The sequence below is a fragment of the Enterobacter sp. JUb54 genome, from assembly GCF_014298075.1.
Taxonomy (GTDB): Bacteria; Pseudomonadota; Gammaproteobacteria; order Enterobacterales; family Enterobacteriaceae; genus Klebsiella; species Klebsiella lignicola.
Genome location: NZ_CP060418.1, coordinates 3,608,343 through 3,632,929 on the forward strand (window position 1 = coordinate 3,608,343; position 24,587 = coordinate 3,632,929).

The 24,587-nt window shown below is 56.8% G+C and carries 19 protein-coding genes; 12 read left to right on the forward strand and 7 right to left on the reverse strand.

Annotated features, from left to right (window positions below):
• Positions 1 to 71 precede the first annotated feature (71 nt).
• The 6 genes from alsA (at position 72) to HF679_RS16680 (ending at position 7,767) form a co-directional block, all read left to right on the forward strand.
• Positions 72 to 1,604: a D-allose ABC transporter ATP-binding protein AlsA gene (gene alsA, locus HF679_RS16655; RefSeq protein WP_154145278.1), complete on the forward strand. Its 1,533-nt coding sequence runs from the start codon at positions 72 to 74 to the stop codon at positions 1,602 to 1,604.
• Positions 1,583 to 2,563: a D-allose ABC transporter permease gene (gene alsC, locus HF679_RS16660; protein ID WP_123757784.1), complete on the forward strand. Its 981-nt coding sequence runs from the start codon at positions 1,583 to 1,585 to the stop codon at positions 2,561 to 2,563. Before alsA ends, alsC begins: the two co-directional genes overlap by 22 nt.
• A gap of 10 nt (positions 2,564 to 2,573) precedes the next feature.
• Entirely contained in the window at positions 2,574 to 3,269 is a 696-nt protein-coding gene (alsE, locus tag HF679_RS16665) for a D-allulose 6-phosphate 3-epimerase (protein WP_123757783.1), read from the forward strand.
• The gene (gene alsK, locus HF679_RS16670; RefSeq protein ID WP_123757782.1) at positions 3,253 to 4,164 is read left to right on the forward strand and encodes an allose kinase; all 912 of its coding nucleotides are present in this window, start codon (positions 3,253 to 3,255) and stop codon (positions 4,162 to 4,164) included. The genes alsE and alsK overlap by 17 nt, the downstream gene beginning before the upstream one ends.
• Before the next feature lie 275 nt (positions 4,165 to 4,439).
• Positions 4,440 to 6,587, forward strand: a complete 2,148-nt coding sequence (gene fdhF / locus HF679_RS16675) for a formate dehydrogenase subunit alpha (protein WP_123757781.1) — start codon at positions 4,440 to 4,442, stop codon at positions 6,585 to 6,587.
• Positions 6,588 to 7,083: 496 nt separating this feature from the next.
• The gene (locus HF679_RS16680; protein ID WP_123757780.1) at positions 7,084 to 7,767 is read left to right on the forward strand and encodes a tetratricopeptide repeat protein; all 684 of its coding nucleotides are present in this window, start codon (positions 7,084 to 7,086) and stop codon (positions 7,765 to 7,767) included.
• Between the two features lie 36 nt (positions 7,768 to 7,803).
• Here HF679_RS16680 and gltP read toward each other — a convergent pair whose 3' ends face one another.
• Entirely contained in the window at positions 7,804 to 9,117 is a 1,314-nt protein-coding gene (gene gltP / locus HF679_RS16685; protein WP_123757779.1) for a glutamate/aspartate:proton symporter GltP, read from the reverse strand.
• Between the two features lie 411 nt (positions 9,118 to 9,528).
• Here gltP and acs point away from each other — a divergent pair, with 411 nt between their 5' ends.
• From acs to actP, 3 genes are all read left to right on the forward strand, one after another.
• Entirely contained in the window at positions 9,529 to 11,487 is a 1,959-nt protein-coding gene (gene acs, locus HF679_RS16690) for an acetate--CoA ligase (protein WP_123757778.1), read from the forward strand.
• 181 nt (positions 11,488 to 11,668) lie between these two features.
• The gene (locus HF679_RS16695; RefSeq protein ID WP_123757776.1) at positions 11,669 to 11,983 is read left to right on the forward strand and encodes a DUF485 domain-containing protein; all 315 of its coding nucleotides are present in this window, start codon (positions 11,669 to 11,671) and stop codon (positions 11,981 to 11,983) included.
• Entirely contained in the window at positions 11,980 to 13,629 is a 1,650-nt protein-coding gene (gene actP, locus HF679_RS16700) for a cation/acetate symporter ActP (protein WP_123757775.1), read from the forward strand. The genes HF679_RS16695 and actP overlap by 4 nt, the downstream gene beginning before the upstream one ends.
• A gap of 212 nt (positions 13,630 to 13,841) precedes the next feature.
• On the opposite strand, the gene HF679_RS16705 is transcribed toward actP, so the two are convergent.
• Entirely contained in the window at positions 13,842 to 15,419 is a 1,578-nt protein-coding gene (locus HF679_RS16705; RefSeq protein WP_123757774.1) for a hypothetical protein, read from the reverse strand.
• 47 nt (positions 15,420 to 15,466) lie between these two features.
• On the opposite strand from HF679_RS16705, the gene HF679_RS16710 reads away from it, so the two are divergent.
• Both HF679_RS16710 and HF679_RS16715 read left to right on the forward strand, forming a co-directional pair.
• Positions 15,467 to 16,762, forward strand: a complete 1,296-nt coding sequence (locus HF679_RS16710) for a Gfo/Idh/MocA family protein (RefSeq protein ID WP_154145183.1) — start codon at positions 15,467 to 15,469, stop codon at positions 16,760 to 16,762.
• A 108-nt stretch (positions 16,763 to 16,870) separates the two neighbouring features.
• Positions 16,871 to 18,148, forward strand: coding sequence for an ABC transporter substrate-binding protein (locus tag HF679_RS16715; protein ID WP_123757772.1), 1,278 nt, complete (start codon positions 16,871 to 16,873; stop codon positions 18,146 to 18,148).
• Positions 18,149 to 18,197: 49 nt separating this feature from the next.
• Here the strand turns inward: HF679_RS16715 and HF679_RS16720 are convergent, their stop codons facing one another.
• Together HF679_RS16720 and HF679_RS16725 are read right to left on the reverse strand one after the other, a co-directional pair.
• Positions 18,198 to 18,887, reverse strand: a complete 690-nt coding sequence (locus HF679_RS16720) for an LrgB family protein (protein WP_123757771.1) — start codon at positions 18,885 to 18,887, stop codon at positions 18,198 to 18,200.
• On the reverse strand, positions 18,880 to 19,290 hold the full coding sequence (locus HF679_RS16725; protein WP_123757770.1) for a CidA/LrgA family protein: 411 nt from the start codon (positions 19,288 to 19,290) through the stop codon (positions 18,880 to 18,882). Before HF679_RS16725 ends, HF679_RS16720 begins: the two co-directional genes overlap by 8 nt.
• A gap of 103 nt (positions 19,291 to 19,393) precedes the next feature.
• Here HF679_RS16725 and HF679_RS16730 point away from each other — a divergent pair, with 103 nt between their 5' ends.
• Positions 19,394 to 20,275 carry a LysR family transcriptional regulator gene (locus HF679_RS16730; protein ID WP_123757769.1) on the forward strand — a complete coding sequence of 294 codons (882 nt, stop codon included), beginning with the start codon at positions 19,394 to 19,396 and terminating at the stop codon, positions 20,273 to 20,275.
• 41 nt (positions 20,276 to 20,316) lie between these two features.
• On the opposite strand, the gene HF679_RS16735 is transcribed toward HF679_RS16730, so the two are convergent.
• From HF679_RS16735 to HF679_RS16745, 3 genes are all read right to left on the reverse strand, one after another.
• Positions 20,317 to 20,811: a hypothetical protein gene (locus HF679_RS16735; RefSeq protein WP_123757768.1), complete on the reverse strand. Its 495-nt coding sequence runs from the start codon at positions 20,809 to 20,811 to the stop codon at positions 20,317 to 20,319.
• Positions 20,812 to 20,813: 2 nt separating this feature from the next.
• Positions 20,814 to 22,460, reverse strand: a complete 1,647-nt coding sequence (locus HF679_RS16740) for a Na+/H+ antiporter (RefSeq protein WP_123757767.1) — start codon at positions 22,458 to 22,460, stop codon at positions 20,814 to 20,816.
• Positions 22,461 to 22,809: 349 nt separating this feature from the next.
• Positions 22,810 to 24,159 carry an NCS2 family permease gene (locus HF679_RS16745; protein ID WP_123757975.1) on the reverse strand — a complete coding sequence of 450 codons (1,350 nt, stop codon included), beginning with the start codon at positions 24,157 to 24,159 and terminating at the stop codon, positions 22,810 to 22,812.
• Positions 24,160 to 24,587: the final 428 nt, after the last annotated feature.

The following is a 24,587-nucleotide window of genomic DNA, read 5'->3' on the forward strand; positions in this document are numbered from 1 at the left end:
CCTTGTCCGGTCGGTTGCCCTCACCCCGGTCCTCTCACCACCGGGTGGGGGTGAAAACATAAGGAATCTCTATGCTCACGCCATATATTTCAATGGCGGGGATCGGCAAATCCTTTGGTCCGGTTCACGCATTAAAGTCGGTTGATTTAACTGTTTACCCCCACGAAATACATGCGTTATTAGGGGAGAATGGTGCCGGTAAATCAACGCTGATGAAAGTTTTGTCGGGAATATATGAACCGACCAAAGGCACCATTACCATTAATAACGTCAACTACGACAAGCTTGACCATAAATTAGCGGCCCAGCTTGGCATCGGTATTATTTATCAGGAACTCAGCGTTATTGATGAATTGACGGTGCTGGAAAATTTATATATTGGTCGGCACCTGACAAAAAAAGTCTGCGGCATCAACGTTATCGACTGGAAAGAGATGCGCGTACGGGCGGCAATGATGCTGCTACGCGTCGGGCTGAAGGTCGATTTAGAAGAAAAGGTGGCGAATCTCTCTATCAGCCATAAGCAGATGCTGGAGATAGCCAAGACGCTGATGCTGGACGCCAAAGTTCTGATCATGGATGAACCCACCTCCTCGCTGACTAATAAAGAGGTGGATTATCTGTTCCTGATCATGAACCAGCTGCGTAAAGAGGGCACCGCTATCGTGTATATCTCGCACAAGCTGGCGGAAATCCGCCGCATATGCGACCGCTACACGGTGATGAAAGACGGCAGTAGCGTATGCAGCGGGATGGTCAGCGAGGTTAACAATGACGACATCGTGCGCCTGATGGTCGGTCGCGAGCTGCAAAACCGCTTCAATGCTATGAAAGAGAGCACCGGCAATATCGCTCGCGAGACGGTGTTCGAAGTGAAAAACGTCACCAGCCATGACAAGAAAAAGGTCCGGGGTATCTCCTTTAGCGTTAATCGCGGCGAAATTCTCGGTTTTGCCGGACTGGTTGGCTCCGGACGTACTGAATTAATGGACTGCCTGTTCGGCGTCGATAAGCGCAGCTGCGGCGAAATTCACCTCAACGGCAAGGAGATTTCTCCTCGCTCACCATTGGATGCCTTAAAGAAAGGCATGGGCTACATCACGGAAAGCCGCCGTGAGAATGGTTTCTTCGGTAATTTCACTATTGCACAGAACATGGCGGTGAGTCAGAGCCTGAAACGCGGTGGTTATAAAGGTGCAATGGGGTTGTTTCATGAAGGAGAAGAACGCAAAACAGCGGAGGAACAACGCAAGCTGTTGGCCCTGAAGTGCCATTCCGTCGATCAGAACATTACCGAACTTTCCGGTGGAAACCAGCAAAAGGTACTGATTTCTAAATGGTTATGCTGCAACCCTGACGTCATTATTTTTGATGAGCCCACGCGCGGTATCGACGTCGGGGCGAAAGCTGAAATTTATAAAGTGATGCGCCAACTGGCCGATAACGGAAAGGTCATTTTGATGGTGTCGTCTGAACTTCCTGAAATTATCGCCGTCTGCGACCGCATCGCCGTGTTCTGCGAAGGGCAAATGACGCAAATTCTGACCAATCGTGACGACATGAGCGAAGAGGAGATTATGGTATGGGCACTGCCTCAAGAGTAAAAGGCGAAACCGGTGAAAAAAAGCCGTTTAACTTCGCGCTGTTCTGGGATAAATACGGCACCTTTTTTATCCTCGCCATTATCGTGGCGATTTTCGGCACCCTATCGTCAGAGTACTTCCTGACGACCAACAACATTACGCAGATCTTCGTTCAGAGTTCCGTCACCGTACTGATCGGCATGGGCGAGTTCTTCGCGATCCTCGTCGCCGGGATCGACCTGTCGGTCGGAGCGATTCTCGCACTCTCCGGGATGGTCACCGCTAAGCTGATGCTCGCGGGCGTCGATCCGTTCCTCGCCGCGCTGATCGGCGGCGTGCTGGTAGGTGGTGCGCTAGGTGCTATCAACGGCTGTCTGGTCAACTGGACCGGCCTGCATCCGTTCATTATTACGCTCGGCACTAACGCTATTTTCCGCGGTATTACGCTGGTTATCTCTGATGCCAACTCGGTGTACGGCTTCTCGTTTGACTTCGTTAACTTCTTTGCCGCTACGCCGCTTGGGATCCCGGTTCCGGTTATCTTCTCACTGATTGTGGCGGTGATCCTGTGGTTCCTGACTACCCGTACGCGACTGGGTCGCAACATCTATGCCCTTGGTGGTAACAAAAACTCAGCCTTCTACTCCGGTATCGACGTCAAGTTCCACATGCTGCTGGTCTTTATCATCTCTGGCGTCTGTGCCGGGTTGGCTGGCGTGGTCTCCACTGCGCGACTGGGGGCAGCGGAACCACTGGCCGGGATGGGCTTTGAAACATACGCCATTGCCAGTGCCATTATCGGCGGTACCAGCTTCTTCGGTGGTAAGGGACGTATTTTCTCAGTGGTGATAGGTGGTCTGATCATCGGCACCATCAACAACGGATTGAATATTCTGCAGGTACAAACCTACTACCAGCTGGTGGTGATGGGTGGATTAATTATCGCGGCTGTCGCCCTCGACCGTCTTATCAGTAAGTAAGGAATTTATGATGAAAATTGCTCCCTCGTTAATGTGTATGGATCTTCTGAAATTTAAAGAACAGATCGAGTTTATCGACCAGCATGCAGACTATTTTCACATCGACATCATGGACGGTCACTTTGTGCCGAACCTCACTTTGTCACCGTTTTTCGTCAGCCAGGTGAAAAAGCTGGCCAGTAAGCCGCTGGACTGCCATCTGATGGTCACTCGTCCGCAGGATTACATTAGCCAACTGGCGCAGGCAGGCGCAGACTTTATCACCCTGCACCCGGAAACCATCAACGGCCAGGCCTTCCGCCTGATTGAGGAGATTCACCGCCACGGCATGAAAGTCGGGCTGATCCTGAATCCGGAAACGCCGGTTGAGGCCATGAAGTACTACATTCATAAAGCCGACAAAATCACGGTAATGACCGTCGATCCGGGCTTCGCCGGACAGCCGTTTATCCCGGAGATGCTGGAGAAAATTGCCGAACTGAAAGCCTGGCGCGAGCGCGACGGTCTGAGCTACGAAATTGAAATCGACGGTTCCTGTAACAAAGCCACCTATAAAAAGCTGATGGCGGCGGGCGCAGATGTCTTTATCGTCGGCACTTCCGGTCTCTTTAACCATGCCGACCAGATTGATGACGCGTGGCAAATCATGGAACAGCAGATCCTGGCGGCGAAAAACGAGGTACTGCCTCATGCAAAAACAGCGTAACGTCGTCGCGGGCGTGGATATGGGGGCGACCCATATCCGTTTTTGTCTGCAAACATCGCAGGGCGAAGCGCTGCACTGCGAAAAGCTGCGTACTGCTGATGTGATAACCCCTAATGGCCTGGTCAACGGCATTAAAAACCTGTTGCAGCAGCATCTTAGCCATTATGCAGCCCATTGTAGCGGGTTGGTGATGGGGTTCCCGGCACTGGTGGCAAAAGACAAACGGACGATTATCTCAACGCCTAACCTGCCTCTGGCCGCTGACGACCTGTATAACCTGGCTGACCGGCTGGAAGCGGCGCTTGGCTGCCCGGTTGAGTTTTCTCGCGATGTAAATCTACAGCTCTCTTTTGACGTTCAGGAAAACGATCTCGAGGAGCAGGAGGTGCTGGCGGCCTATCTCGGCACCGGCATGGGCTTCGCCGTCTGGCTGAACGGCGGGCCGTGGACCGGTGCGCACGGCGTTGCGGGCGAGTTGGGGCATATTCCTCAAGGTGATGGCGCTCTCACCTGCGCCTGCGGCAACCCTGCGTGCCTGGAAACCGTCTGTTCCGGTATCGCGTTAAAGCGCTGGTATGAACAACAGCCGCGCACGTATGAGCTAGGCGAGCTGTTTGTCCACGCTGCACAGGAGCCGTTTGTGCAGGCGATGCTGAACCACGCAGCCCGCGCTATCGCCACCAGCATCAACCTGTTTGACCCGGACGCGGTGATCCTCGGCGGCGGCGTGATGGATATGCCCGCCTTCCCGCGCGACGCGCTAATCGTCATGGTTAAAACCTACGTTCGCCGTCCGCTGCCTTACCAGGTCGTACGCTTTGTTACCGCCTCGTCCTCAGCGTTTAACGGCGCTCAGGGCGCAGCAACGCTCGCACGTAGCCGTTATTTAACCTAGACCCGGTTATACCGATAAGTGCAGTAACGTCTCCGATCCTGAATCCCCGGAGGCGGTGCTGCGCACCTGTCCGGGCTACCCGGTACGCCCCTTCCCCACGTCACATCCCTTCACTTCGACACGTCAAAACTGACGATTGCCTGCTTTTCGTCAGCATTCAGACCAAAAAATCGACGTATTATCAGTGAATACACACAATGAAAACATGGCATAGAAGATGCATATTGAGGGCGAGATAGCGCGTATGCGCCCATTGATTAACTGGAGCAAGACCGATGAAAAAAGTCGTCACGGTTTGCCCGTATTGCGCATCAGGTTGCAAAATCAATCTGGTGGTCGATAACGGCAAAATCGTCCGGGCTGAGGCGGCACAGGGGAAAACCAACCAGGGAACCCTGTGCCTGAAAGGCTACTATGGCTGGGACTTTATTAACGATACCCAGATCCTCACCCCGCGTCTGAAAACCCCGATGATCCGCCGTCAGCGTGGCGGCAAACTGGAATCCGTCTCCTGGGACGAGGCTCTCGACTACGTCGCCACCCGCCTCAGCGAGATTAAAGCCAAGTACGGCCCGGATGCTATCCAGACCACCGGCTCATCCCGCGGGACCGGCAATGAAACCAACTATGTGATGCAAAAATTCGCACGCGCCGTTATTGGTACCAATAACGTCGACTGTTGCGCGCGCGTCTGACACGGCCCTTCGGTTGCAGGTCTGCACCAGTCGGTCGGTAATGGCGCCATGAGTAATGCCATCACAGAGATTGATAACACCGATCTCGTGTTTATCTTCGGGTACAACCCGGCAGATTCACACCCCATCGTGGCGAATCACGTGATTAACGCCAAACGTAATGGGGCGAAAATTATCGTCTGCGATCCGCGCAAAATTGAAACCGCGCGCATTGCCGATATGCACATCGCGTTGAAAAACGGCTCGAACATCGCGCTGCTCAACGCCATCGGGCATGTCATCATCGAGGAAGATCTCTACGATAAATCCTTCGTGGCCAGCCGTTCCGAGGGCTTCGAGGAGTATCGCAAAATCGTCGAAGGCTACACGCCGGAGTCGGTGGAAGCGATCACCGGCGTCAGCGCGCAGCAAATCCGCGAATGCGCCCGGATGTACGCCAGCGCCAAATCCGCCGCGATCCTGTGGGGCATGGGCGTCACCCAGTTCTATCAGGGGGTGGAAACCGTCCGCTCGCTGACCAGCCTGGCGATCATGACCGGCAACCTCGGTAAACCGAGCGTCGGCGTCAACCCGGTGCGCGGGCAGAACAACGTCCAGGGTGCCTGCGATATGGGCGCGCTGCCGGATACCTATCCGGGCTACCAGTATGTGAAGTTCCCGGAAAACCGCGAGAAGTTCGCCAGGGCCTGGGGCGTCGACAGCCTGCCGGAACACACCGGCTACCGCATCAGCGAGCTGCCGCACCGCGCGGCACATGGCGAAGTGCGGGCGGCGTACATCATGGGGGAAGATCCGCTCCAGACCGACGCCGAGCTGTCCGCCGTGCGTAAAGCGTTTGAAGAGCTGGAACTGGTTATCGTCCAGGACATCTTTATGACCAAAACCGCGTCGGCGGCGGATGTGATTTTACCGTCAACATCGTGGGGCGAGCATGAAGGCGTCTATACCGCCGCCGACCGTGGCTTCCAGCGCTTCTTTAAAGCGGTAGAGCCGAAGTGGGACCTGAAAACCGACTGGCAGATCATCAGTGAAATCGCCACCCGGATGGGCTACCCGATGCACTACAACAACACCCAGGAGATCTGGGACGAGTTGCGGCATCTGTGCCCGGATTTCTACGGTGCCACCTACGAGAAAATGGGCGAGCTGGGCTACATCATGTGGCCGTGTCGCGACGAGTCCGATGCCGATCAGGGGACCTCTTATCTGTTTAAAGAGAAGTTTGATACCCCGAACGGCCTGGCGCAGTTCTATACCTGCGACTGGGTTGCGCCGATTGACAAGCTGACCGACGAGTACCCGATGGTGCTCTCCACGGTGCGTGAAGTGGGCCACTATTCGTGTCGTTCGATGACCGGCAACTGTGCGGCGCTGGCCGCACTGGCGGATGAACCGGGCTATGCGCAAATCAACACCGCCGACGCCGCGCGTCTGGGGATTGAAGATGAAGCGCTGGTGTGGGTCAATTCGCGCAAAGGGCGGATCATCACCCGTGCCCAGGTCAGCGACCGGCCGAACAAAGGGGCGGTCTATATGACCTACCAGTGGTGGATTGGCGCCTGTAACGAGCTGGTGACCGAGAACCTGAGCCCGATAACCAAGACGCCGGAGTACAAGTACTGCGCCGTGAACGTTGAGCGCATCGCCGATCAACGCGCCGCCGAGCAGTATGTGATTGACGAGTACAGCAAGCTGAAAGCCCGCCTGCGCGAAAGCGCGATGGGTTAACAACACCGCCTCCCCGGAGGCGGTGCTGCGCACCTGTCCGGGTTACCGGACTGTACAACCCGTAGCCCGGGCAAGGCACGTCAGTGTCGCCCCCGGGAACATCGCCGGGCAGTCGGTGATTGACGAATACGGCAAGCTGAAAGCCCGCCTGCGCGAAAGCGCGATGGGTTAACCAGGCTGCCTCCCCGGAGGCGGTGCTGCGCACCTGTCCGGGCTACCAGACTGCACACCCGTAGCCCGGGCAAGGTGCGTTAGCGCCGCCCCCGGGAACATCGCCGAACTGTCGGTGACTGACGAGCACGGCAAGCTGAAAGCCCTCCGCCTCCCCGGAGGCGGTGCTGCGCACCTGTCCGGGTTACCGGACTGTACAACCCGTAGCCCGGGCAAGGCGCGTTAGCGCCGCCCCCGGGTTTCACCAAACCTGCCAGTTGCTGCCATTTTCTTCTTTTTCGCCTCCCTTTATACTGCTCGCTGTGTCCCTGACTGATAATAAAAAATGAAATACCTCTATTTACTTCTGGCATTATTTTCACTCACCGCTGGCGCCATGGAACCCGGAAGCCAGTACAAACAGCAGGCGGAAGCTGGCAATCCGCGTGCGCAATATTATCTTGCTGATACCTATGTCAGTTCCGGCGATTATCCGCAGGCTGAATACTGGGCGCAAAAGTCGGCCGATAACGGCGACGGTGACGCCCTGGCGCTGCTGGCTCAGCTAAAAATACGCAATCCGCAGCAGGCCGATTACAAACTGGCCCGGCAGCTGGCCGAGAAATCGGTACAGACCGGCAGTAAGGCCGGAGAGATCGTCCTTGCCCGGGTGCTGGTCAACCATCAGGCCGGCCAGACGGATTATTCCCACGCGATCTCGCTGCTGCAGGATGCCGCGCAGGACCCGGAAAATGACTCTGCCGTTGATGCCCAAATGCTACTGGGATTAATTTACGCCAGCGGCGTGCAGGCGGCGGAAGATGATGCAATGGCGACGGACTATTTTAAACGCAGCTCCTCGCTGTCGCGCACCGGGTATGCCGAATACTGGGCCGGGATGATGTTCCTGCAGGGAGAGAAAGGGTTTATCGAGCCGAATCACCAGAAAGCACTGCACTGGCTGAACGTCAGTTGTCTGGAAGGGTTTGATACCGGGTGTGAAGAGTTCGACAGAATAAGCAAAGGATAAGAACAGGCCCGGTGCGATAGCACCGGGCCTGTTATGTTATTGGGCCGTCTTATCAAATTTGCCCAGCACCTCGCGTTCATACGCCAGCGCTTTTTTGCGGTCAAACTTGTGTTCCCAACGAGCAATCACCAGCACCGCCAGAGCATTGCCCACCACGTTCAGCGCGGTACGCGCCATATCGAGGATACGGTCAACGCCGGCAATAAAGGCCAGGCCTTCCAGCGGGATCCCCACGCTGCCCAGCGTCGCCAGCAGCACCACGAAGGAGACGCCCGGCACGCCAGCAATCCCTTTCGAAGTCACCATCAGCGTCAGCACCAGGGTAATTTCCTGCCACAAAGAGAGGTCAATGCCGTACAGCTGCGCGATGAAGATAGCCGCGATGCTCTGATACAGCGTCGAGCCGTCGAGGTTAAAGGAGTAACCGGTCGGCACCACGAAGCTGGTAATTGAAGCCGGGGCGCCATAGGCCTCCATCTTCTCAATAATTCGCGGCAGTACGCTCTCAGAACTGGCGGTTGAGTACGCCAGAATCAGCTCATCTTTCAGGATGCGGATCAGGATCCAGATGCTCAGCCCGCATAACCGCGCCACGGTCCCCAGCACCACCAGCGCGAAGAACAGAATCGCGAAGTAAACCAGAATCACCAGCTTCGCCAACGGCCACAGCGAGGCGAAACCGAAGGTCGCCACGGTGACGGAAATCAGCGCGAACACCCCGACCGGCGCATAGCGCATCACCATGTGGGTCACTTTAAACATGGTTTCGGAGATGGAACGGAAAACGGTGACCAGCGGTTCGCGATGCGTCGCTGGCAGCGAAGAGAGCCCCAGCCCGAACAGCACCGAGAAGAAGATAATCGGCAGCATTTCGCCTTTCGCCATGGAGGCGACGATATTGGTCGGCACCAGAGACAGGATCGTCCCCATCAGACCATGAGCATGGTTTTGTACTTCCGCCGTGGTGCTCTGATATTTCGAAATATCCACCGCCGCCAGCTGCGACATATCAATGCCGCTTCCCGGCTGGAACACGTTCGCCAGGGTAATCCCCAGCACAATCGCCACCGTGGTGATCACTTCAAAATAGATAATGGTTTTGGCGCCGATACGGCCCAGTTGCTTGGCATCGCCCACACCCGCAATCCCGACGATCAGCGTCGAAATAACAATCGGTACGACGATCATCTTGATCAGATGGATAAAGATATCGCCCGCCGGCGTCAGGAAATTCGAAATGATCCATTCGCGACTTTCGGCGTGATAGTGCAGGTAGCTACCCAATAGGATACCCAGCACCAGGGCCAGCAAAATTTGCCAGGCCAGACTGACGTTTGTTTTTTTCTTCACTACAGACTTCCTCAATGAAAGGCAGCATTCCCAGAGGTAATGATGCCCACTGAAAGGGGTATGAATTGTGTTGCGTTGCTTTATGGGATTTTTTAACGCGCGGTATCAGTATCATTTGCACGGCATGCTACGCAAGCGTTTAAGAACAGGGCTTTCCGCTGGTTTTGTGCATAAATTCACGAACTTTCCCCACTTATATTGCATAAGTATTTGTTATAAAAAAATTTTCATAAATTCAATTTCTATAAATACATCTCCGAAATTATTCCACTTCAAAGTTTCATTTGATTGATTTTCATTCAGTTGAATTAATGCGTGATCTGCCCCCCAAATAGCAAACAAAGCCGCTAAAGCCCCTACAATTAACGTTTACTTGACATATATTTAACAATCTAAAGGAGAAAAAAAGCCATGAGCCAAATACATAAACACTCTATTCCCGCTAACATTGCGGACAGCTGCCTGATTAACCCGGAACAGTACAAGGCAAACTATCAACAATCGATTACTGACCCCGAGAGTTTCTGGGGTGAGCAGGGCAAAATCCTTGACTGGATGCAGCCCTACACCCGCGTGAAGAACACCTCGTTCGCGCCCGGTAACGTCTCTATCAAATGGTATGAAGACGGCACCCTGAACCTCGCAGCGAACTGCCTCGATCGCCACCTCGCCGAACGCGGCGACCAGACCGCGATTATCTGGGAGGGCGACGACGCCAGCCAAAGCAAGCACATTACCTATCGCGAACTGCATCGCGACGTGTGCCGTTTTGCGAACGTCCTGCTCAATCTCGGGATTAAAAAAGGCGATGTTGTCGCCATCTATATGCCAATGGTGCCCGAAGCGGCCGTGGCTATGCTGGCCTGCGCCCGTATCGGCGCTATCCATTCGGTGATCTTCGGTGGCTTCTCCCCTGAAGCGGTTGCCGGGCGCATCATCGACTCCAGCTCTCGCCTGGTGATCACCGCTGACGAAGGCCTGCGTGCCGGTCGCGCCATCCCGCTGAAGAAAAACGTCGATGACGCGCTGAAAAACCCGAACGTCACCACCATCGAACACGTGGTGGTCCTCAAACGCACCGGCGGCAAAATCGACTGGCAGGAAAATCGCGACCTGTGGTGGAGCGACCTGCTGGAAAAAGCCAGCGACCAGCATCAGCCGGCCGAGATGAATGCCGAAGACCCGCTGTTCATCCTCTATACCTCCGGTTCCACCGGCAAGCCGAAAGGGGTGCTGCACACCACCGGCGGCTATCTGGTCTATGCGGCCACTACCTTTAAATACGTCTTCGACTACCATCCTGGCGAGATCTACTGGTGCACCGCCGATGTGGGCTGGGTCACCGGTCACAGCTATCTGCTGTACGGCCCGCTGGCCTGCGGCGCCACCACGCTGATGTTCGAAGGCGTGCCAAACTGGCCGACCCCGGCGCGCATGTGCCAGGTGGTCGATAAGCATAAGGTCAATATTCTCTACACCGCGCCGACGGCGATCCGCGCGCTGATGGCGGAAGGCGATAAGGCTATCGAAGGCACTGACCGCTCTTCCCTGCGCATTCTGGGCTCCGTCGGCGAACCGATTAACCCGGAAGCCTGGGAGTGGTACTGGAAGAAGATCGGCAACGAAAAATGCCCGGTAATGGACACCTGGTGGCAAACCGAAACCGGCGGCTTCATGATTACGCCGCTGCCGGGGGCTATTGAGCTGAAAGCCGGTTCCGCCACGCGGCCTTTCTTCGGCGTGCAGCCGGTGCTGGTCGATAACGAAGGCACCCCGCTGGAAGGCGCAACGGAAGGCAACCTGGCGATCGCTGACTCCTGGCCGGGTCAGGCGCGCACGCTGTTTGGCGACCACGAGCGCTTTGAACAGACCTACTTCTCCACCTTCAAGAATATGTATTTCAGCGGCGACGGCGCGCGTCGTGATGAAGACGGTTATTTCTGGATCACCGGACGCGTGGATGACGTGCTGAACGTCTCCGGCCACCGCCTGGGCACCGCGGAAATCGAATCGGCGCTGGTTTCGCACCCGAAAATTGCCGAAGCGGCGGTGGTCGGCATTCCGCATAACATTAAAGGCCAGGCGATTTACGCTTACGTGACGCTGAATCACGGTGAAGAACCGACGCCGGAACTGTATGCCGAAGTGCGCAACTGGGTACGTAAAGAGATTGGTCCGCTGGCCACGCCGGATGTGCTGCACTGGACCGATTCGTTACCGAAAACCCGCTCCGGTAAAATCATGCGCCGTATTCTGCGCAAAATCGCCGCGGGCGATACCAGCAACCTCGGCGATACCTCAACCCTGGCGGATCCGGGCGTAGTGGAAAAACTGCTCGAAGAGAAGCAGGCCATTGCCATGCCGTCATAAACCAACGCATTCCCTACACCCTCTCCCCTTCAGGGGAGAGGACATAAATAATAGCCCCTAAGGATTCCACGTAGCAGGACAGCGCAAGCCCTCCTCTTCCCGACAGCACGCTGCCGGGCGGATAAGTGCTGCCGATGAATGGCGCGTGGATGACAAAAGGGATACCTCTGGAGACGCTGTAATGAATGAACAAATTTGTCAGCGGATAGAAGATAGTGCGCATTTCAGGGAGTTAGTTGCTACCCGGCAAAGGTTTGCCGCCATCTTGTCACTGATTATGTTGGTTATCTACGTGGGCTTTATTTTGCTCATCGCCTTCGCCCCGGGCTGGCTCGGCACGCCGCTGCATGCCGGCACCAGCGTCACCCGAGGCATTCCCATTGGCATCGGCGTTATCGTTGTCTCTTTTGTACTGACCGGGATCTATGTCTGGCGGGCAAACGGTGAGTTTGATCGCCTGACGAAAAGTGTGATTAACGAGGTGCACGCATCATGAAAAAAGTTTTGACGGCGATTGCCGCCACACTCCCTTTTTCCGTGAGCGCCGCTGACGCTATTTCCGGTGCGGTGCAGCGCCAGCCGACAAACTGGCAGGCGATTGTGATGTTCCTGATTTTTGTCGCCCTCACGCTGTATATCACTTACTGGGCCTCAAAACGGGTGCGCTCGCGCAACGACTATTACACTGCGGGCGGTAATATCACCGGTTTCCAGAACGGGCTGGCGATTGCCGGCGACTTTATGTCGGCGGCCTCCTTCCTCGGTATTTCTGCGCTGGTCTATACCTCCGGCTACGACGGGCTGATTTACTCCCTTGGCTTCCTGGTCGGCTGGCCGATTATTCTGTTCCTGATTGCCGAGCGTCTGCGTAACCTCGGGCGCTACACCTTCGCCGACGTCGCCTCGTATCGCCTGAAACAGGGGCCGATTCGTACCCTTTCCGCCTGCGGCTCGCTGGTGGTGGTGGCGCTGTATCTGATTGCGCAGATGGTCGGTGCGGGCAAGCTGATTCAGCTGCTGTTCGGCCTGAACTATCACGTGGCGGTGGTGCTGGTCGGCGTGCTGATGGTGCTCTACGTCCTGTTCGGCGGCATGCTTGCCACCACATGGGTGCAGATTATCAAAGCGGTTCTGCTGCTGTGCGGCGCCAGCTTTATGGCCTTTATGGTCATGAAACACGTTGGTTTCAGCTTCAATAATCTGTTCAGCGAAGCCATGGCGGTTCACCCGAAAGGGGCGGCCATTATGAGCCCTGGCGGACTAGTGAAAGACCCGATATCCGCGCTGTCCCTTGGCCTCGGTCTGATGTTTGGTACCGCCGGTCTGCCGCATATTCTGATGCGCTTCTTCACCGTGAGCGATGCGCGTGAGGCGCGGAAAAGCGTGTTCTACGCCACCGGCTTTATGGGCTATTTCTATATTCTGACCTTTATCATCGGCTTCGGCGCGATCATGCTGGTCGGGGCAAACCCGGCGTTCAAAGACTCGGCGGGCGTGCTGATTGGCGGCAATAACATGGCGGCGGTTCACCTGGCTGACGCGGTGGGCGGTAACCTGTTCCTCGGCTTTATTTCCGCCGTCGCCTTCGCCACAATTCTGGCGGTGGTCGCGGGCTTAACCCTGGCAGGCGCGTCGGCGGTCTCTCACGACCTGTACGCCAACGTCTTCCGCAAAGGTGCCAGCGAGCGCGATGAACTGCGGGTGTCAAAAATCACCGTGCTGTTGCTGGGGGTGGTGGCGATCCTGCTGGGGATTCTGTTCGAAAACCAGAACATCGCCTTCATGGTAGGTCTGGCCTTCTCGATTGCTGCCAGCTGTAACTTCCCGATCATTCTGCTGTCGATGTACTGGTCGAAACTCACCACTCGCGGCGCGATGATCGGCGGCTGGCTGGGGCTGCTGACGGCGGTGATCCTGATGATCCTCGGCCCGACAATTTGGGTGCAGATCCTCGGGCATGAAAAGGCGATATTCCCGTATGAATATCCGGCGCTGTTCTCTATCGCCATCGCCTTCGTGGGTATCTGGTTCTTCTCTGCCACCGACAACTCTGCCGAAGGGATGCGCGAGCGCGAGCAGTTCCGCGCGCAGTTTATCCGTTCGCAGACTGGGATCGGTATCGAACGCGGCCAGGCGCACTAACCTGACCCTCCCCGGCCGCATGGCCGGGGATCACATTTTTTTCCGCTTCAGGTGATGTTTATCACGTCATTTAAATGAAAAAAGCCAACGCGCATCACAGGCTTTATCTGCGATTCGCGAAGGCTATCACGCTTTTCCGCTTTTCACGCCCATCCCCGGTTTTCCCTCTACGCCAGTTGCAGACAACACCCGCCACAGTTTTTATGCTTACTTCACAGCGAACGGCTCAGGCTGCTGGCAAAACGAGCTAACCGCGCCGGACTTAACAGCAGCGGCAGAAACAGCGGGCCGCTAGCCGGTGGGTTAGCCAGCCAGCGATCCATCGTGTCGGTGTAGCGAAGCAGCCGTTGCTGGTGCTTTGGTAGGACATCCGCCGGCAGGCTTTGCTGACCGTAGCGATCGATCCACAGGACATCGGTCATCGCGGCGGCCACGCGGGAGAACATCTGGCTGTAGATTTCCGCGCTGCACCAGGCGGCCAGCAGGATCTCCAGCGAATCGTTTGGGCAGGTAATACGCGGCATCAGCTCACGCAGGTTTTGTACCGTGCGCGAGGCCAAAAAGCAGGCGGCCTCTTTTTCCAGCGCCACCAGCTCGCGCTGCTCTTTAGCGAGTCCCGGGGCGTCGGTGGGCATCAGCGGTTGCCAGGCATGCATCCAGTTAGCGCTGCGGGTGTCCATGTGCAAAAGCTGTTGTGCCTGCGCCACGCTTTCCGGGATCTGGCTTTGGTAGTGCAGGCGGCGGCCCAGGAAGTTCGGCGTTTTACACAGCCAGTCGTAGCTGGCGTGAACGATGGCCGCCAGCTGGCATTTGTCCTGCATTGAGCGAAAGCCGAGCTGTTGATGATCGGCCCAGCGCTCAAACGCAGAGGGCTGGGACGCATCTGCGGTCTGGTTAGCCGCCGAAAGGCCAAACAGATTCACCGCGTTGGCGGAGTCCATCACCCGGCTGTCGGGCAACCATTGCCAGCTGACGCGTGACGTGATGGCTTCAATTTCGTTTTCGGCGGCGCTCAGCGCCCAGCTTAAACGGCCGCTGATCTCATCGGCCAGATAGCACGGCAGCGCGGTCCAGCCGTAGCCGGTGCCAAAGAGATCGTATTCGATCCACTTTTTATGCCCCGGCAGCGTGGCAATGTGCGGGTGGTTAGCAAAACCGGGGTGATAGTCCAGCTCCGTGGCTTTGACCGAGGCGCGAACGTCGTCGGGAAGCGTCGCCAGCATGTTGGCGAGCTGCTGCCGGGGCCAGCTGTCATCGATATAGTCGCGCAGCACCAGTTTTTTGCCCTGGGCGCGCAGCAGGCTCCAGACATCGCGCAGGCTTTGTTGCCAACGGGCGGTCTGAAAGTCCGGCGTGGTCAGGCTCAGAATCAGCCCGCTGAGATGCGGCAGAGTGTGAAGTAGCGGATGCAATATCGCCGCATAGAAATGCTGCCAGAAATCCGGCGCGCTTTTTTCGTCGAAAGTCAGTTCGGGAAATTTACGCTTAATAATATCGTCGTTTGGCGCGGCTTCACCCTGCAACCAAAAGGATAAATTATTTTCCGCCAGATATTGGTCGACGCGTTTTAAATATTGCAGCGCGTAATTTTGTTGATGAATCAGGTTCTCGACATTGAGCTTTTGACTCAACGGCGAGGGCGTCGCAAGAAAAGAAAGCAGTTCCTGTTGGTGCAGGATGATGCCGGTGAAACCGTGCTGTTTCGCGCTTTTAACGCCCTGAACAAACCAGGGCCAGTGCCAAATAAAAGTGCTGTTCAGCTCCATCAATTGATGCGGAATACGTTTCATGGCGTCGCCTTGCTGACATTCAAATTTTTATTTTAAGCGAGGATGCCATGAAAACATATGCTCTGGTCGGTACTGGAGGTCGTGCCGGTTTATATATTTCCGCCATTGCTGGAAGCTGGCGGGATAATGCCAGAATGGTCGCTTTCTGCGATACCAACCAGACCCGCATGAACTATGCCAATAAACTGCTGCAGCACGAAGGCGCAGAGCCGGTATCGACCTGGAAAGCGGCGCAGTTCGAAGAGATGATCCGTGAAACGCGCCCGGATATCATCATCGTCACCACCATGGATCGCACCCACGATGACTATATCGTCCGGGCGCTGCATGCGGGCTGCGACGTCATCACTGAAAAACCGATGACCATCGACGAAAAACGCGCGCTGCGTATTCTCGACGCCATTGAAGCAACCGGCCATACCGTGCGCGTGGCCTTTAACTATCGCTACGCGCCGCATCACAGCAAAGTGCGTGAGCTGCTGATGCAGGGCGTGATTGGCAACGTGACCTCCGTCCACTTTGAGTGGCTGCTCAACACCGAGCACGGCGCAGATTACTTCCGCCGCTGGCACCGTGAAAAACGCAACAGCGGCGGCCTGCTGGTGCACAAATCCACTCACCACTTCGACCTGATGAACTTCTGGCTGGCCAGCTATCCGGAGCGCGTTTACGCCGAGGGCAGCCTGCAGTTCTACGGCAAAGAGAATGCAGAACAACGCGGAGTCTCGCAGTTCTACCCGCGCACCCACGGTTTTGCCGAAGCCAAAGACGACCCGTTCGCGCTGAATATGGCGGACAACGAACAGCTAAAAGCGCTGTACCTCGACGCCGAGCATGAGGACAACTATTTCCGCGATCAGAGCGTGTTTAGCGACGGTATCACCATCGAAGACACCATGTCGGTGCTGGTGAAGTACCAAAACCAGGTCCAGCTCACCTACTCGCTTAATGCCTATCTGCCGTGGGAAGGATTGAACGTGGTGTTTAACGGCACCGAAGGCCGTCTGGAGATGAAAATCGTCGAGAAGTCCTACGTCAACGCCGGCGGGAAACGCGAAAATGAGGGCAGCCTGGAGCAATGCGACATCACCGTCTTCCCGATGTTTGCCGAACCGTGGAAAGCACACTTCACCCTCGGTGAAGGCGGCCATGGCGGCGGCGACAACGCCATGCTGGCGGATCTGTTCGGCGAGCCGGGCCACGATCCCTTGCAGCGTGCCGCCGACCACCGCGCAGGCGCGATGTCTATTCTCACCGGCATTGCGGGCAATATCTCTATGCAGCAACAGCGCCCGGTGAATTTTAAGGAGTTCGAACTGGTTTCCCGCCTGGCGAAACGCTAAGCCCCGCTTTTCGGCGCGGCAGGAAGCTGCGCCGGAAATAATAGTCAGTATTAAGTTGTTACTCACCTGTTTAATAACAATATTTTTGCCTCTTCCCGGAGACAAGTAATGAATAAACTTGCGTCAGGTGTTATCGCATCGCTGTTACTGTCCTGTACCTCTGCCTGGGCACAGCAGCCCGTTGAATTACGTATGTCATGGTGGGGAGGCAACAGCCGCCACCAGGCGACCCTGAAGGCGCTTGAAGCCTTTGAGAAAGCGAACCCCGAGATCAAAGTGAAGGCTGAATATACCGGCTGGGACGGGCATCTTTCGCGTCTGACAACCCAGATGGCCAGCGGCACCGAGCCGGACGTGATGCAAACCAACTGGCCGTGGCTGATTATTTTTTCCAAAAATGGCGAGGGGTATTACGATCTGAACACGCTCAAAAATGCGCTGAATCTGGACCAGTATCAGGCCAAAGATTTGCAGTCCACCACCATCAAAGGCAAGCTCAACGGCCTGCCAATCTCGGTCAACGCGCCCGTGTTCTACTACAACGACGTCACCTGGAACAAGGCCGGACTGACCTACCCGAAAACCTGGGACGCGCTTTTTGCCGCCGGGAAAAGTTTCCAGCAGAAGCTGGGCAATCACTATTATCCCTACAGCATGGTCGATCAGGACGTCATCCTGCTGCTCAACACCTACATGATGCAGAAATACCAGAAGCCAATGTTCGATAGTCGCGGCAAATTTACCTGGAGCGATGCGCAGTGGGAGGAGGCGTTCAGCTTTGTGAAGCGTCTCAGCGATGACCACGTGGTACCGTCGCCGAAAACGCTCTCCTCTTACGGCAAAGGCAATTTGTACGAAATGAAGCCGTGGATCAATGGCGAATGGGGCGGGACCTTTACCTGGAATATTTCGATTCGCATGTATATCAACAACCTCACGCCACCGGCCAAACTGGTGCTGGGCGATTACGTGATGCAGCCCGGCGTGACCGAGTCAGGCGTGTACTTCAAGACCGCGCAGATGTTCTCCGTGGCGAAGTCGACCCGACATCCTAAAGAAGCGGCGATGCTGGTCAATTTCCTGCTCAACGACCCGCGGGCCATTGAGGCGCTTGGCCTTGAGCGCGGCATTCCCTTGAGTAAAACCGCCGAGACGCTGTTAACGGAGAAAGGGGTAATTGACCCGAACGATCCGGTCGTCGCCGGTTTGAGGCAAGCACAATCGCTGCCGACCACCGCTGTCGCGACGCCATACATTGAAGATTTGCAGGTGATCGACCAGTTTATGTCCGCCCGCGAAAAGCTCGATCAGGGCCAGCCGGTAGCCCAGGTTGTCAGCGATTTTCGCCAGCAGGTTGAACGTATTGTTCGCCGTCTGAATCGTTAATTCTGATCGGGCCTGCAGCGCCGTAACCGCTGTAGACCCGATCGGCCACTCAGAACATCAACCAGCCGACCAACGGTGCTGCCAGCACCGTCACCACGCCGGACAACATCATCACCAGGCTGGCGACGACCCCTTCCTGTGGCCCTAGCTCATACGAACGCGCGGTACCCGCGCCGTGAGATGCGGCGCCAAAACCGGCCCCTTTTGCCATCCCGCCGCGAATGGCGAGCCGCATAAACAGCACATCCCCCACCGCCATGCCAAACACGCCGGTAATCACCACAAACAGCGCCACCAGCTCCGGCTGGCCGCCGATCGGTTTGGCTGCCGCCAGTGCAAACGGCGTGGTGATCGACCGCACCGCCAGGCTGCGCTGGATCTCGTCCGGCAGGGTTAACAGCCGGGCCAGCCAGACCGAGCTGGTTACCGCCACGACCACCGCGGTGGTCACCCCGGCGCTCAGCGACATCCAGTGACGTTTAATCACCGCCAGGTTGTCATACACCGGGACCGCAAACGCGATGGTCGCCGGCCCCAGCAGCCATAACAGCCAGTGGGCTTCGCCCATGTAGTTTTGATAGGAAATGTGGCCAAAGACCAGGATCAGCACCAGCAGCAACGGGGTAAACACCAGCGGCATCAGCGGCAGCTTGTGAAAACGGCGATACAGGCGCTTATTGGCGAAATAGAGTACCAGCGTAACGATCAGACACAGCAGGCTCAGTTGAAAATTACTCATGCTTCATCCTGCTGATTTCATAGCGATAGACCTTATCCACCACCCATGCGGTGGCCCCCAGCACCATCATGGTACTCAGGGCAATCACCAGGAAGATTCGCCAGCCGTCCACCATCAGCAACTGGCTGTAATTCACCACCGCCACCACCGCCGGAACAAAGAACAGCAGCATCTCGGCCAGCAGCCAGCGGGAGCCTGCCCGCACCCAGTTTAACGGGATCACCCGGCAGACGATTAACGCCAGCAGCAGCAACATGCCGACCAGATTCGCCGGCAGGGGCAGATGCAGCCAGTTCACCAGATAGTCAGCGCAGACAAACAATCCGGCATAAATAAGCACCTGAACGGGTACCTGAAGGCGTTGTACAACGAGGGGGGTCACACGAGCTGGCGCGAAGGCCATGAGCGAAATTCCTGAAAAAGAAGCGAGGTGTGCAGTATAGAGAGCCGCCGGAACGGACAGAAATGAATTAAAATCATCACAGGTATAGTCTCTGGGAATAATTATGGATATCCGAACGCTGCGCTATTTTGTCGAGGTGGTGCGCCAGCAGAGTTTTACGCGCGCTGCGGAAAAACTGTTTGTGACGCAACCCACGATCAGCAAGATGCTCAAAAATCTGGAAGATGAGCTGAACTGCACCCTGTTGATTCGCGATGGCCGTAAGCTCCTGCTGACCGACACCGGCCGGGTGGTTTTCGAACGCGGACAGGCGATTCTGGGTGAGTTTCATCAGCTGGAATCGGAGCTGAGCGATATTAACCATCTCCACAAAGGCATCCTGAGACTGGGGATCCCACCGATGGTGGGGATGCTGATGGCCGAGCCTATCAGCCAGTTTCGCCAGCGCTACCCGGGCGTCGAGCTGAAGATTTCGGAGTTTGGCGGCCTGACGGTGCAGCAGGCGGTGAGCAACGGTGAGCTGGACCTTGCGATGACGGCGCTGCCGGTTGATGAGAACAGCGGCCTGAGCACCCTGCCGCTGTTCAACCACCCGCTGTGCGTGCTGACCCCAAGGACAGAGCAATGGGCGCAGGTTAAATCGCTGTCACCGGAGGCGCTCGCGGCCCATCCGCTGGTGATTTATAACGAAGATTTCGCCCTCAGCCGCCAGCTGATGGCGCTGTTTACCTACCATGATGTGAAGCCCCGTATCGCGGTGCGCAGCGGCCAGTGGGATTTCCTGGCGGCGATGGTGCAGGCGGGCATCGGCGTGGCGATCCTGCCGCAGCCAATCTGTGAACGCCTCGATGCGCAGGATTTTTGCTGGATACCGTTGCAGAGTGAGCTGCACTGGGAGCTGGGGATGATCTGGCGGGAAGGGGTTTATCTGTCGCACAGCGCCCAGGCGTGGCTGGAATGTAGTAAGGCCTTCTGGCTGGAATAAGGCCCCGGAGGCGGCGCGTTGCGCCTGTCCGGGCTACCCAATCAACCGCCCCGTAGCACCACCGGGGCAGGTGAACAGACCCGTAGCCCGGTCAGCGCAGCGCCGCCGGGATGGATGGGTGCACCATCAGACACCCCACCCGCACCGTCCTGTAGCCCGGTCAGCGCAGCGCCACCGGGATGGGTGGCTGCACCATCAGACGCCCCACCCGCACAGACCCGTAGCCCGGTCAGCGCAGCGCCACCGGGATGGGTGGGCGCACCATCAGGCCCCCCACCCGCACCGTCCTGTAGCCCGGTCAGCGCAGCGCCACCGGGATGGGGGGGTGCACCATCAGACACCCCACCCGCACCGCCCTGTAGCCCGGTCAGCGCAGCGCCACCGGGATGGGTGGGCGCACCATCAGACGCCCCACCCGCACAGACCCGTAGCCCGGTCAGCGCAGCGCCACCGGGATGGGTGGGCGCACCATCAGACGCCCCACCCGCACCGTCCTGTAGCCCGGTCAGCGCAGCGCCGCCGGGGAACAGGTACAACGTTACTGATCTTCGATTAACAGCGCTTCCAGCAGGTCCAGATCGTGCAGCAGCTTCTGCAGCGTCTCGTTGCTGATCTGCCGGGTCGCACGCAGGTGATACAGCTCCCCGCGTTCCGAACGCAGCGCCGCCAGACGGAACCGCCGTTCAAGCTGCTCTTCGAGGATTGAGGTTTCGACGTCGTTGCGCCCGTCAACGCGGCGGCGCAGGTTGCCGATCACCCTGGAGCTGACTTCGGTCAGCAGCTGGTTATCGATATTCTCTTTGGTATCCGCCGCCAGTCGCTCCTCCATTTTCTGAATCGCGACAATGGCAACATCGGCGGTCGCCGCGCGGGCCAGTCGCTCCTCTTTACGCTGCTGGACGTGGTCGCTTGACTCGATATGGCGCAGCAAAATCGGCAGCGCAATCACGCCGACAAACAGCGAAAACAGGATCACCCCTGCCGCCAAAAAGACCAGCTCATAACGTGCCGGGAAGACGTTGCCGTCCGGCAACAGCAGCGGAATCGACAGGACACCGGCCAGCGTAATCGCCCCGCGCACCCCGGCGACGGAGGAGATCAGCAGCTCACGGGTAGTCCATGAACCAAACTCCATCGGTTTCTTTTTCAGGAAGCGTTGGCTTAATTTACGCATCGTCCACAGCCAGCCAAAACGCACCAGCATCAGCGCCGCGTAGATCAGGATAATGTCGGTAAACAGCATCCAGGTTTCAACGTTAGGGTCAGCTTCGGCCGCCACCAGCGAGGTCGACAGAATATCCGGCAGCTGCAGGCCCAACAGCAGGAACACCATGCCGTTAAACACGAACTCCAGCATCGCCCAGGTGCTGTTCGCACGCAGGCGCATCGCCAGCGGTGCCGTGCGCATCACCCCGGAACGGGTAATGGTCATCCCCGCCGCGACCGCCGCCAGGATCCCGGAGACGCCAATATGTTCGGCGATCAGGTAGGAGGCAAACGGCAGCAGGAACAGCAGGACAATCTGCGTGGCAGGTTCGTCGCCGCCCCAGCGGCTGAGGAAACGCATCGAGCGCCCGTACAGCCAGCTGACCACAAAACCGGCCAGGATGCCGCCGATCGCCACCTTGAGGAATTCGACTGTCGCGCCGCCGACGGTAAAGACCATCGTCCCCATCGCCACGGCGACGGCAAATTTCAGCGAGACCAGGCCGGAGGCATCGTTCATCAACGCCTCGCCCTGCAAGATCCCCATAATTTTTTTCGGGATGCGTCCCTCACCCACGATGCCCGACAGCGCAACGGCATCGGTCGGCGACAGCACCGCCGCCAGCGCAAATGCCGGAATCAGCGGAATACCTGGAACGATCCAGTAAATCAGGAAGCCGATGCCCACCACTGTTACCAGCACCAGCGCCAGCGCCAGCCCGAGGATTTCCCGGCCGTGCTCAATAAACTCGCGGGTCGGCGTCTTCCAGCCGTCGGCAAACAGCAGCGGCGGGATAAACAGAACCAGGAAGAGCTCGGGGTCAAATTCAACGTGCAGACCAAAGGTCGGCCACGCCAGCATCGCACCAATGGCGATTTGCATTAATGGGAGTGGAACCTGGAAGGGCAGTACGCGTGTAACCACCCCGGAAAGTGAGACCACGAGGGTCATGATAAGTATGGTGAAGAATATTTCCATGTGTTCCCTGTTCGCTACATTTTATTATTTTATACCCTAAATAATTCGAGTTGCAGGCAGGCGGCGACGCAGGGGATCCCCAGGAGCTTACTGAAGTAAGTGACTGGGGTGACAAATCTGTCTGGAACAGATTTGAACGCTGCGAGCAGCGGCCCTGATAAGGGTGAGGCTCATGGATGAGCCGAATAACGGGACCAGCCAACGCTCATGCAACTTGAAGTATGACGGATATACACCTGAGACGTCATGTCTTTGGATGATACGCTACTCAGATTAACGCAAAAGGAAACCGGATGTGGCTTAAAAATAAAACAGGCGGCCTGAGCCGCCCGTTGACCGCAAGAAAAGCTTAAATAGCCCACCCGCCGGCGTAGAAGATCACCAGCGCCGCGGCGATGATGACGGTGCCCAGGTTCAGCTTACGCCATTCACCAGAGACCAGACGACCAATCACCAGGGTGGCAAAACCGATCATAATGCCGGTCACGATGTTACAGGTCAGCACGATAAAGACCGCGGTGATCAGACCCGCCATCGCATCGACGAAATCATTAAAGTCGATTTTGGCAACGTTGCTCAGCATCAGCAGGCCGACATACATCAGCGCCGGAGCCGTGGCATACGCCGGGACCAGATAAGAGAGCGGAGAGAGGAACAGGATCAGCAGGAACAGCACGCCAACGGTCACCGCGGTAAGGCCGGTTTTGCCGCCTGCCGCAGTACCTGCCGCTGATTCGATATATACGGCCGCCGGTGCTGCCCCAACCACGCCGGAGAAGACGCTGCTCAGGGAGTCGGTGGTCAGCGCTTTGCCGCCGTTAATAATCTGCCCGTCTTTATCCAGCAGGTTGGCCTGACCCGCCACCGCACGAATGGTGCCGGTCGCATCAAACACCGCGGTCATCACCAACGCCAGTACGCTAGGCAGTACCACCGGATTCAGCGCACCCATAATGTCCAGGCTGCCAATCAACGAGTTGCCTTTGTCATCGCTCAGCGAAGGCATTGCGAAAATGCCGGAGAAGTGGACGTTCGGGTCAAAAATCAGGCCGACAATAGAAACGCCGATAATCGTCAGCAGAATACCGCCCGGGACTTTCATTTTTTCCAGGCCAATAATCACCGCCAGGCCAATCAGGGACATGATCACCGGGAAGCTGTCGAAGTTACCCAGCGCGACCGGCAGGCCGTCCAGCGGGTTTTTAATGACCAGGCCCACGCCGTTAGCGGCGATCAGCAGCAGAAACAGGCCGATACCAATCCCGGTACCGTGCGCAACGCCCTGCGGTAAATTGCGCAGGATCCAGCTACGAATGCCGGTGGCAGAGATCACCGTAAACAGCACACCCATCAGGAATACAGCACCCAGCGCTACCGGGATACTGATGTGCTGCCCCAGAACCAGGCTGAAGGCGGTAAACGCGGTCAGCGAGATAGCACAACCGATCGCCAGCGGCAGGTTCGCCCACAGGCCCATCACCAGAGAGCCGACGCCTGCGACCAGACAGGTGGAAACAAACACCGCGGCCGGAGGGAACCCGGCTTTCCCCAGCATGCCTGGGACAACAATGACCGAGTACACCATCGCCAGAAAAGTGGTTAAACCGGCGACAATCTCCTGACGAACGGAGCTGCCACGAGCTGAAATTTTAAACCAGGCGTCTAGTGAACCGCCGGTACGCGCTGAAGGCGTAGACATAGAAAACGTCCCCTGAAAATTTTTATCGTTTGTCTGCATACGTGATGGACCATCCACTGCCAGTTAAACGCGATCTCCTTGTGCTGCTTGCAACGCCAGGGGGGCTGCAAAAAGCAAACGTTTAACTCCACGCATACAATACGGTGGTCAGAATAAATTTACCCACCTCCCCGCAAAGGAGGATATACCCGTCATCCTTCAAGTTGCCTGCGCATTGTTGTCCTGCAACTCGAATTATTTCTGGGATAAATAGCGAGCAAAATAAAAAAGCAAACGATTATCCAGCCTTTAGATGGGCCTTTTCAACTGATGTTTACGCTAATTCGCTAAATTTTGCTTATGACGCTCACGAAATAACCAGCCGATGCGCAAACGTTGTCGTCCATGCGCAATCCGGTAACATTTTTGCATTGCGCTGATAGCAATTC

What these genes read in the sequence shown, in the direction of transcription:
- HF679_RS16680 (WP_123757780.1), top strand. Translation starts at nt 7,084, where the DNA reads ATGAAATACCTCTATTTACTTCTGGCATTATTTTCACTCACCGCTGGC.
- acs (WP_123757778.1), top strand. Translation starts at nt 9,529, where the DNA reads ATGAGCCAAATACATAAACACTCTATTCCCGCTAACATTGCGGACAGC.
- HF679_RS16705 (WP_123757774.1), bottom strand. Translation starts at nt 15,419, where the DNA reads ATGAAACGTATTCCGCATCAATTGATGGAGCTGAACAGCACTTTTATT.
- HF679_RS16715 (WP_123757772.1), top strand. Translation starts at nt 16,871, where the DNA reads ATGAATAAACTTGCGTCAGGTGTTATCGCATCGCTGTTACTGTCCTGT.
- HF679_RS16745 (WP_123757975.1), bottom strand. Translation starts at nt 24,159, where the DNA reads ATGTCTACGCCTTCAGCGCGTACCGGCGGTTCACTAGACGCCTGGTTT.
- HF679_RS16695 (WP_123757776.1), top strand. Translation starts at nt 11,669, where the DNA reads ATGAATGAACAAATTTGTCAGCGGATAGAAGATAGTGCGCATTTCAGG.
- HF679_RS16740 (WP_123757767.1), bottom strand. Translation starts at nt 22,460, where the DNA reads ATGGAAATATTCTTCACCATACTTATCATGACCCTCGTGGTCTCACTT.
- alsA (WP_154145278.1), top strand. Translation starts at nt 72, where the DNA reads ATGCTCACGCCATATATTTCAATGGCGGGGATCGGCAAATCCTTTGGT.
- alsC (WP_123757784.1), top strand. Translation starts at nt 1,583, where the DNA reads ATGGGCACTGCCTCAAGAGTAAAAGGCGAAACCGGTGAAAAAAAGCCG.
- HF679_RS16710 (WP_154145183.1), top strand. Translation starts at nt 15,467, where the DNA reads ATGAAAACATATGCTCTGGTCGGTACTGGAGGTCGTGCCGGTTTATAT.
- HF679_RS16720 (WP_123757771.1), bottom strand. Translation starts at nt 18,887, where the DNA reads ATGAGTAATTTTCAACTGAGCCTGCTGTGTCTGATCGTTACGCTGGTA.
- alsE (WP_123757783.1), top strand. Translation starts at nt 2,574, where the DNA reads ATGAAAATTGCTCCCTCGTTAATGTGTATGGATCTTCTGAAATTTAAA.
- actP (WP_123757775.1), top strand. Translation starts at nt 11,980, where the DNA reads ATGAAAAAAGTTTTGACGGCGATTGCCGCCACACTCCCTTTTTCCGTG.
- HF679_RS16725 (WP_123757770.1), bottom strand. Translation starts at nt 19,290, where the DNA reads ATGGCCTTCGCGCCAGCTCGTGTGACCCCCCTCGTTGTACAACGCCTT.
- HF679_RS16730 (WP_123757769.1), top strand. Translation starts at nt 19,394, where the DNA reads ATGGATATCCGAACGCTGCGCTATTTTGTCGAGGTGGTGCGCCAGCAG.
- alsK (WP_123757782.1), top strand. Translation starts at nt 3,253, where the DNA reads ATGCAAAAACAGCGTAACGTCGTCGCGGGCGTGGATATGGGGGCGACC.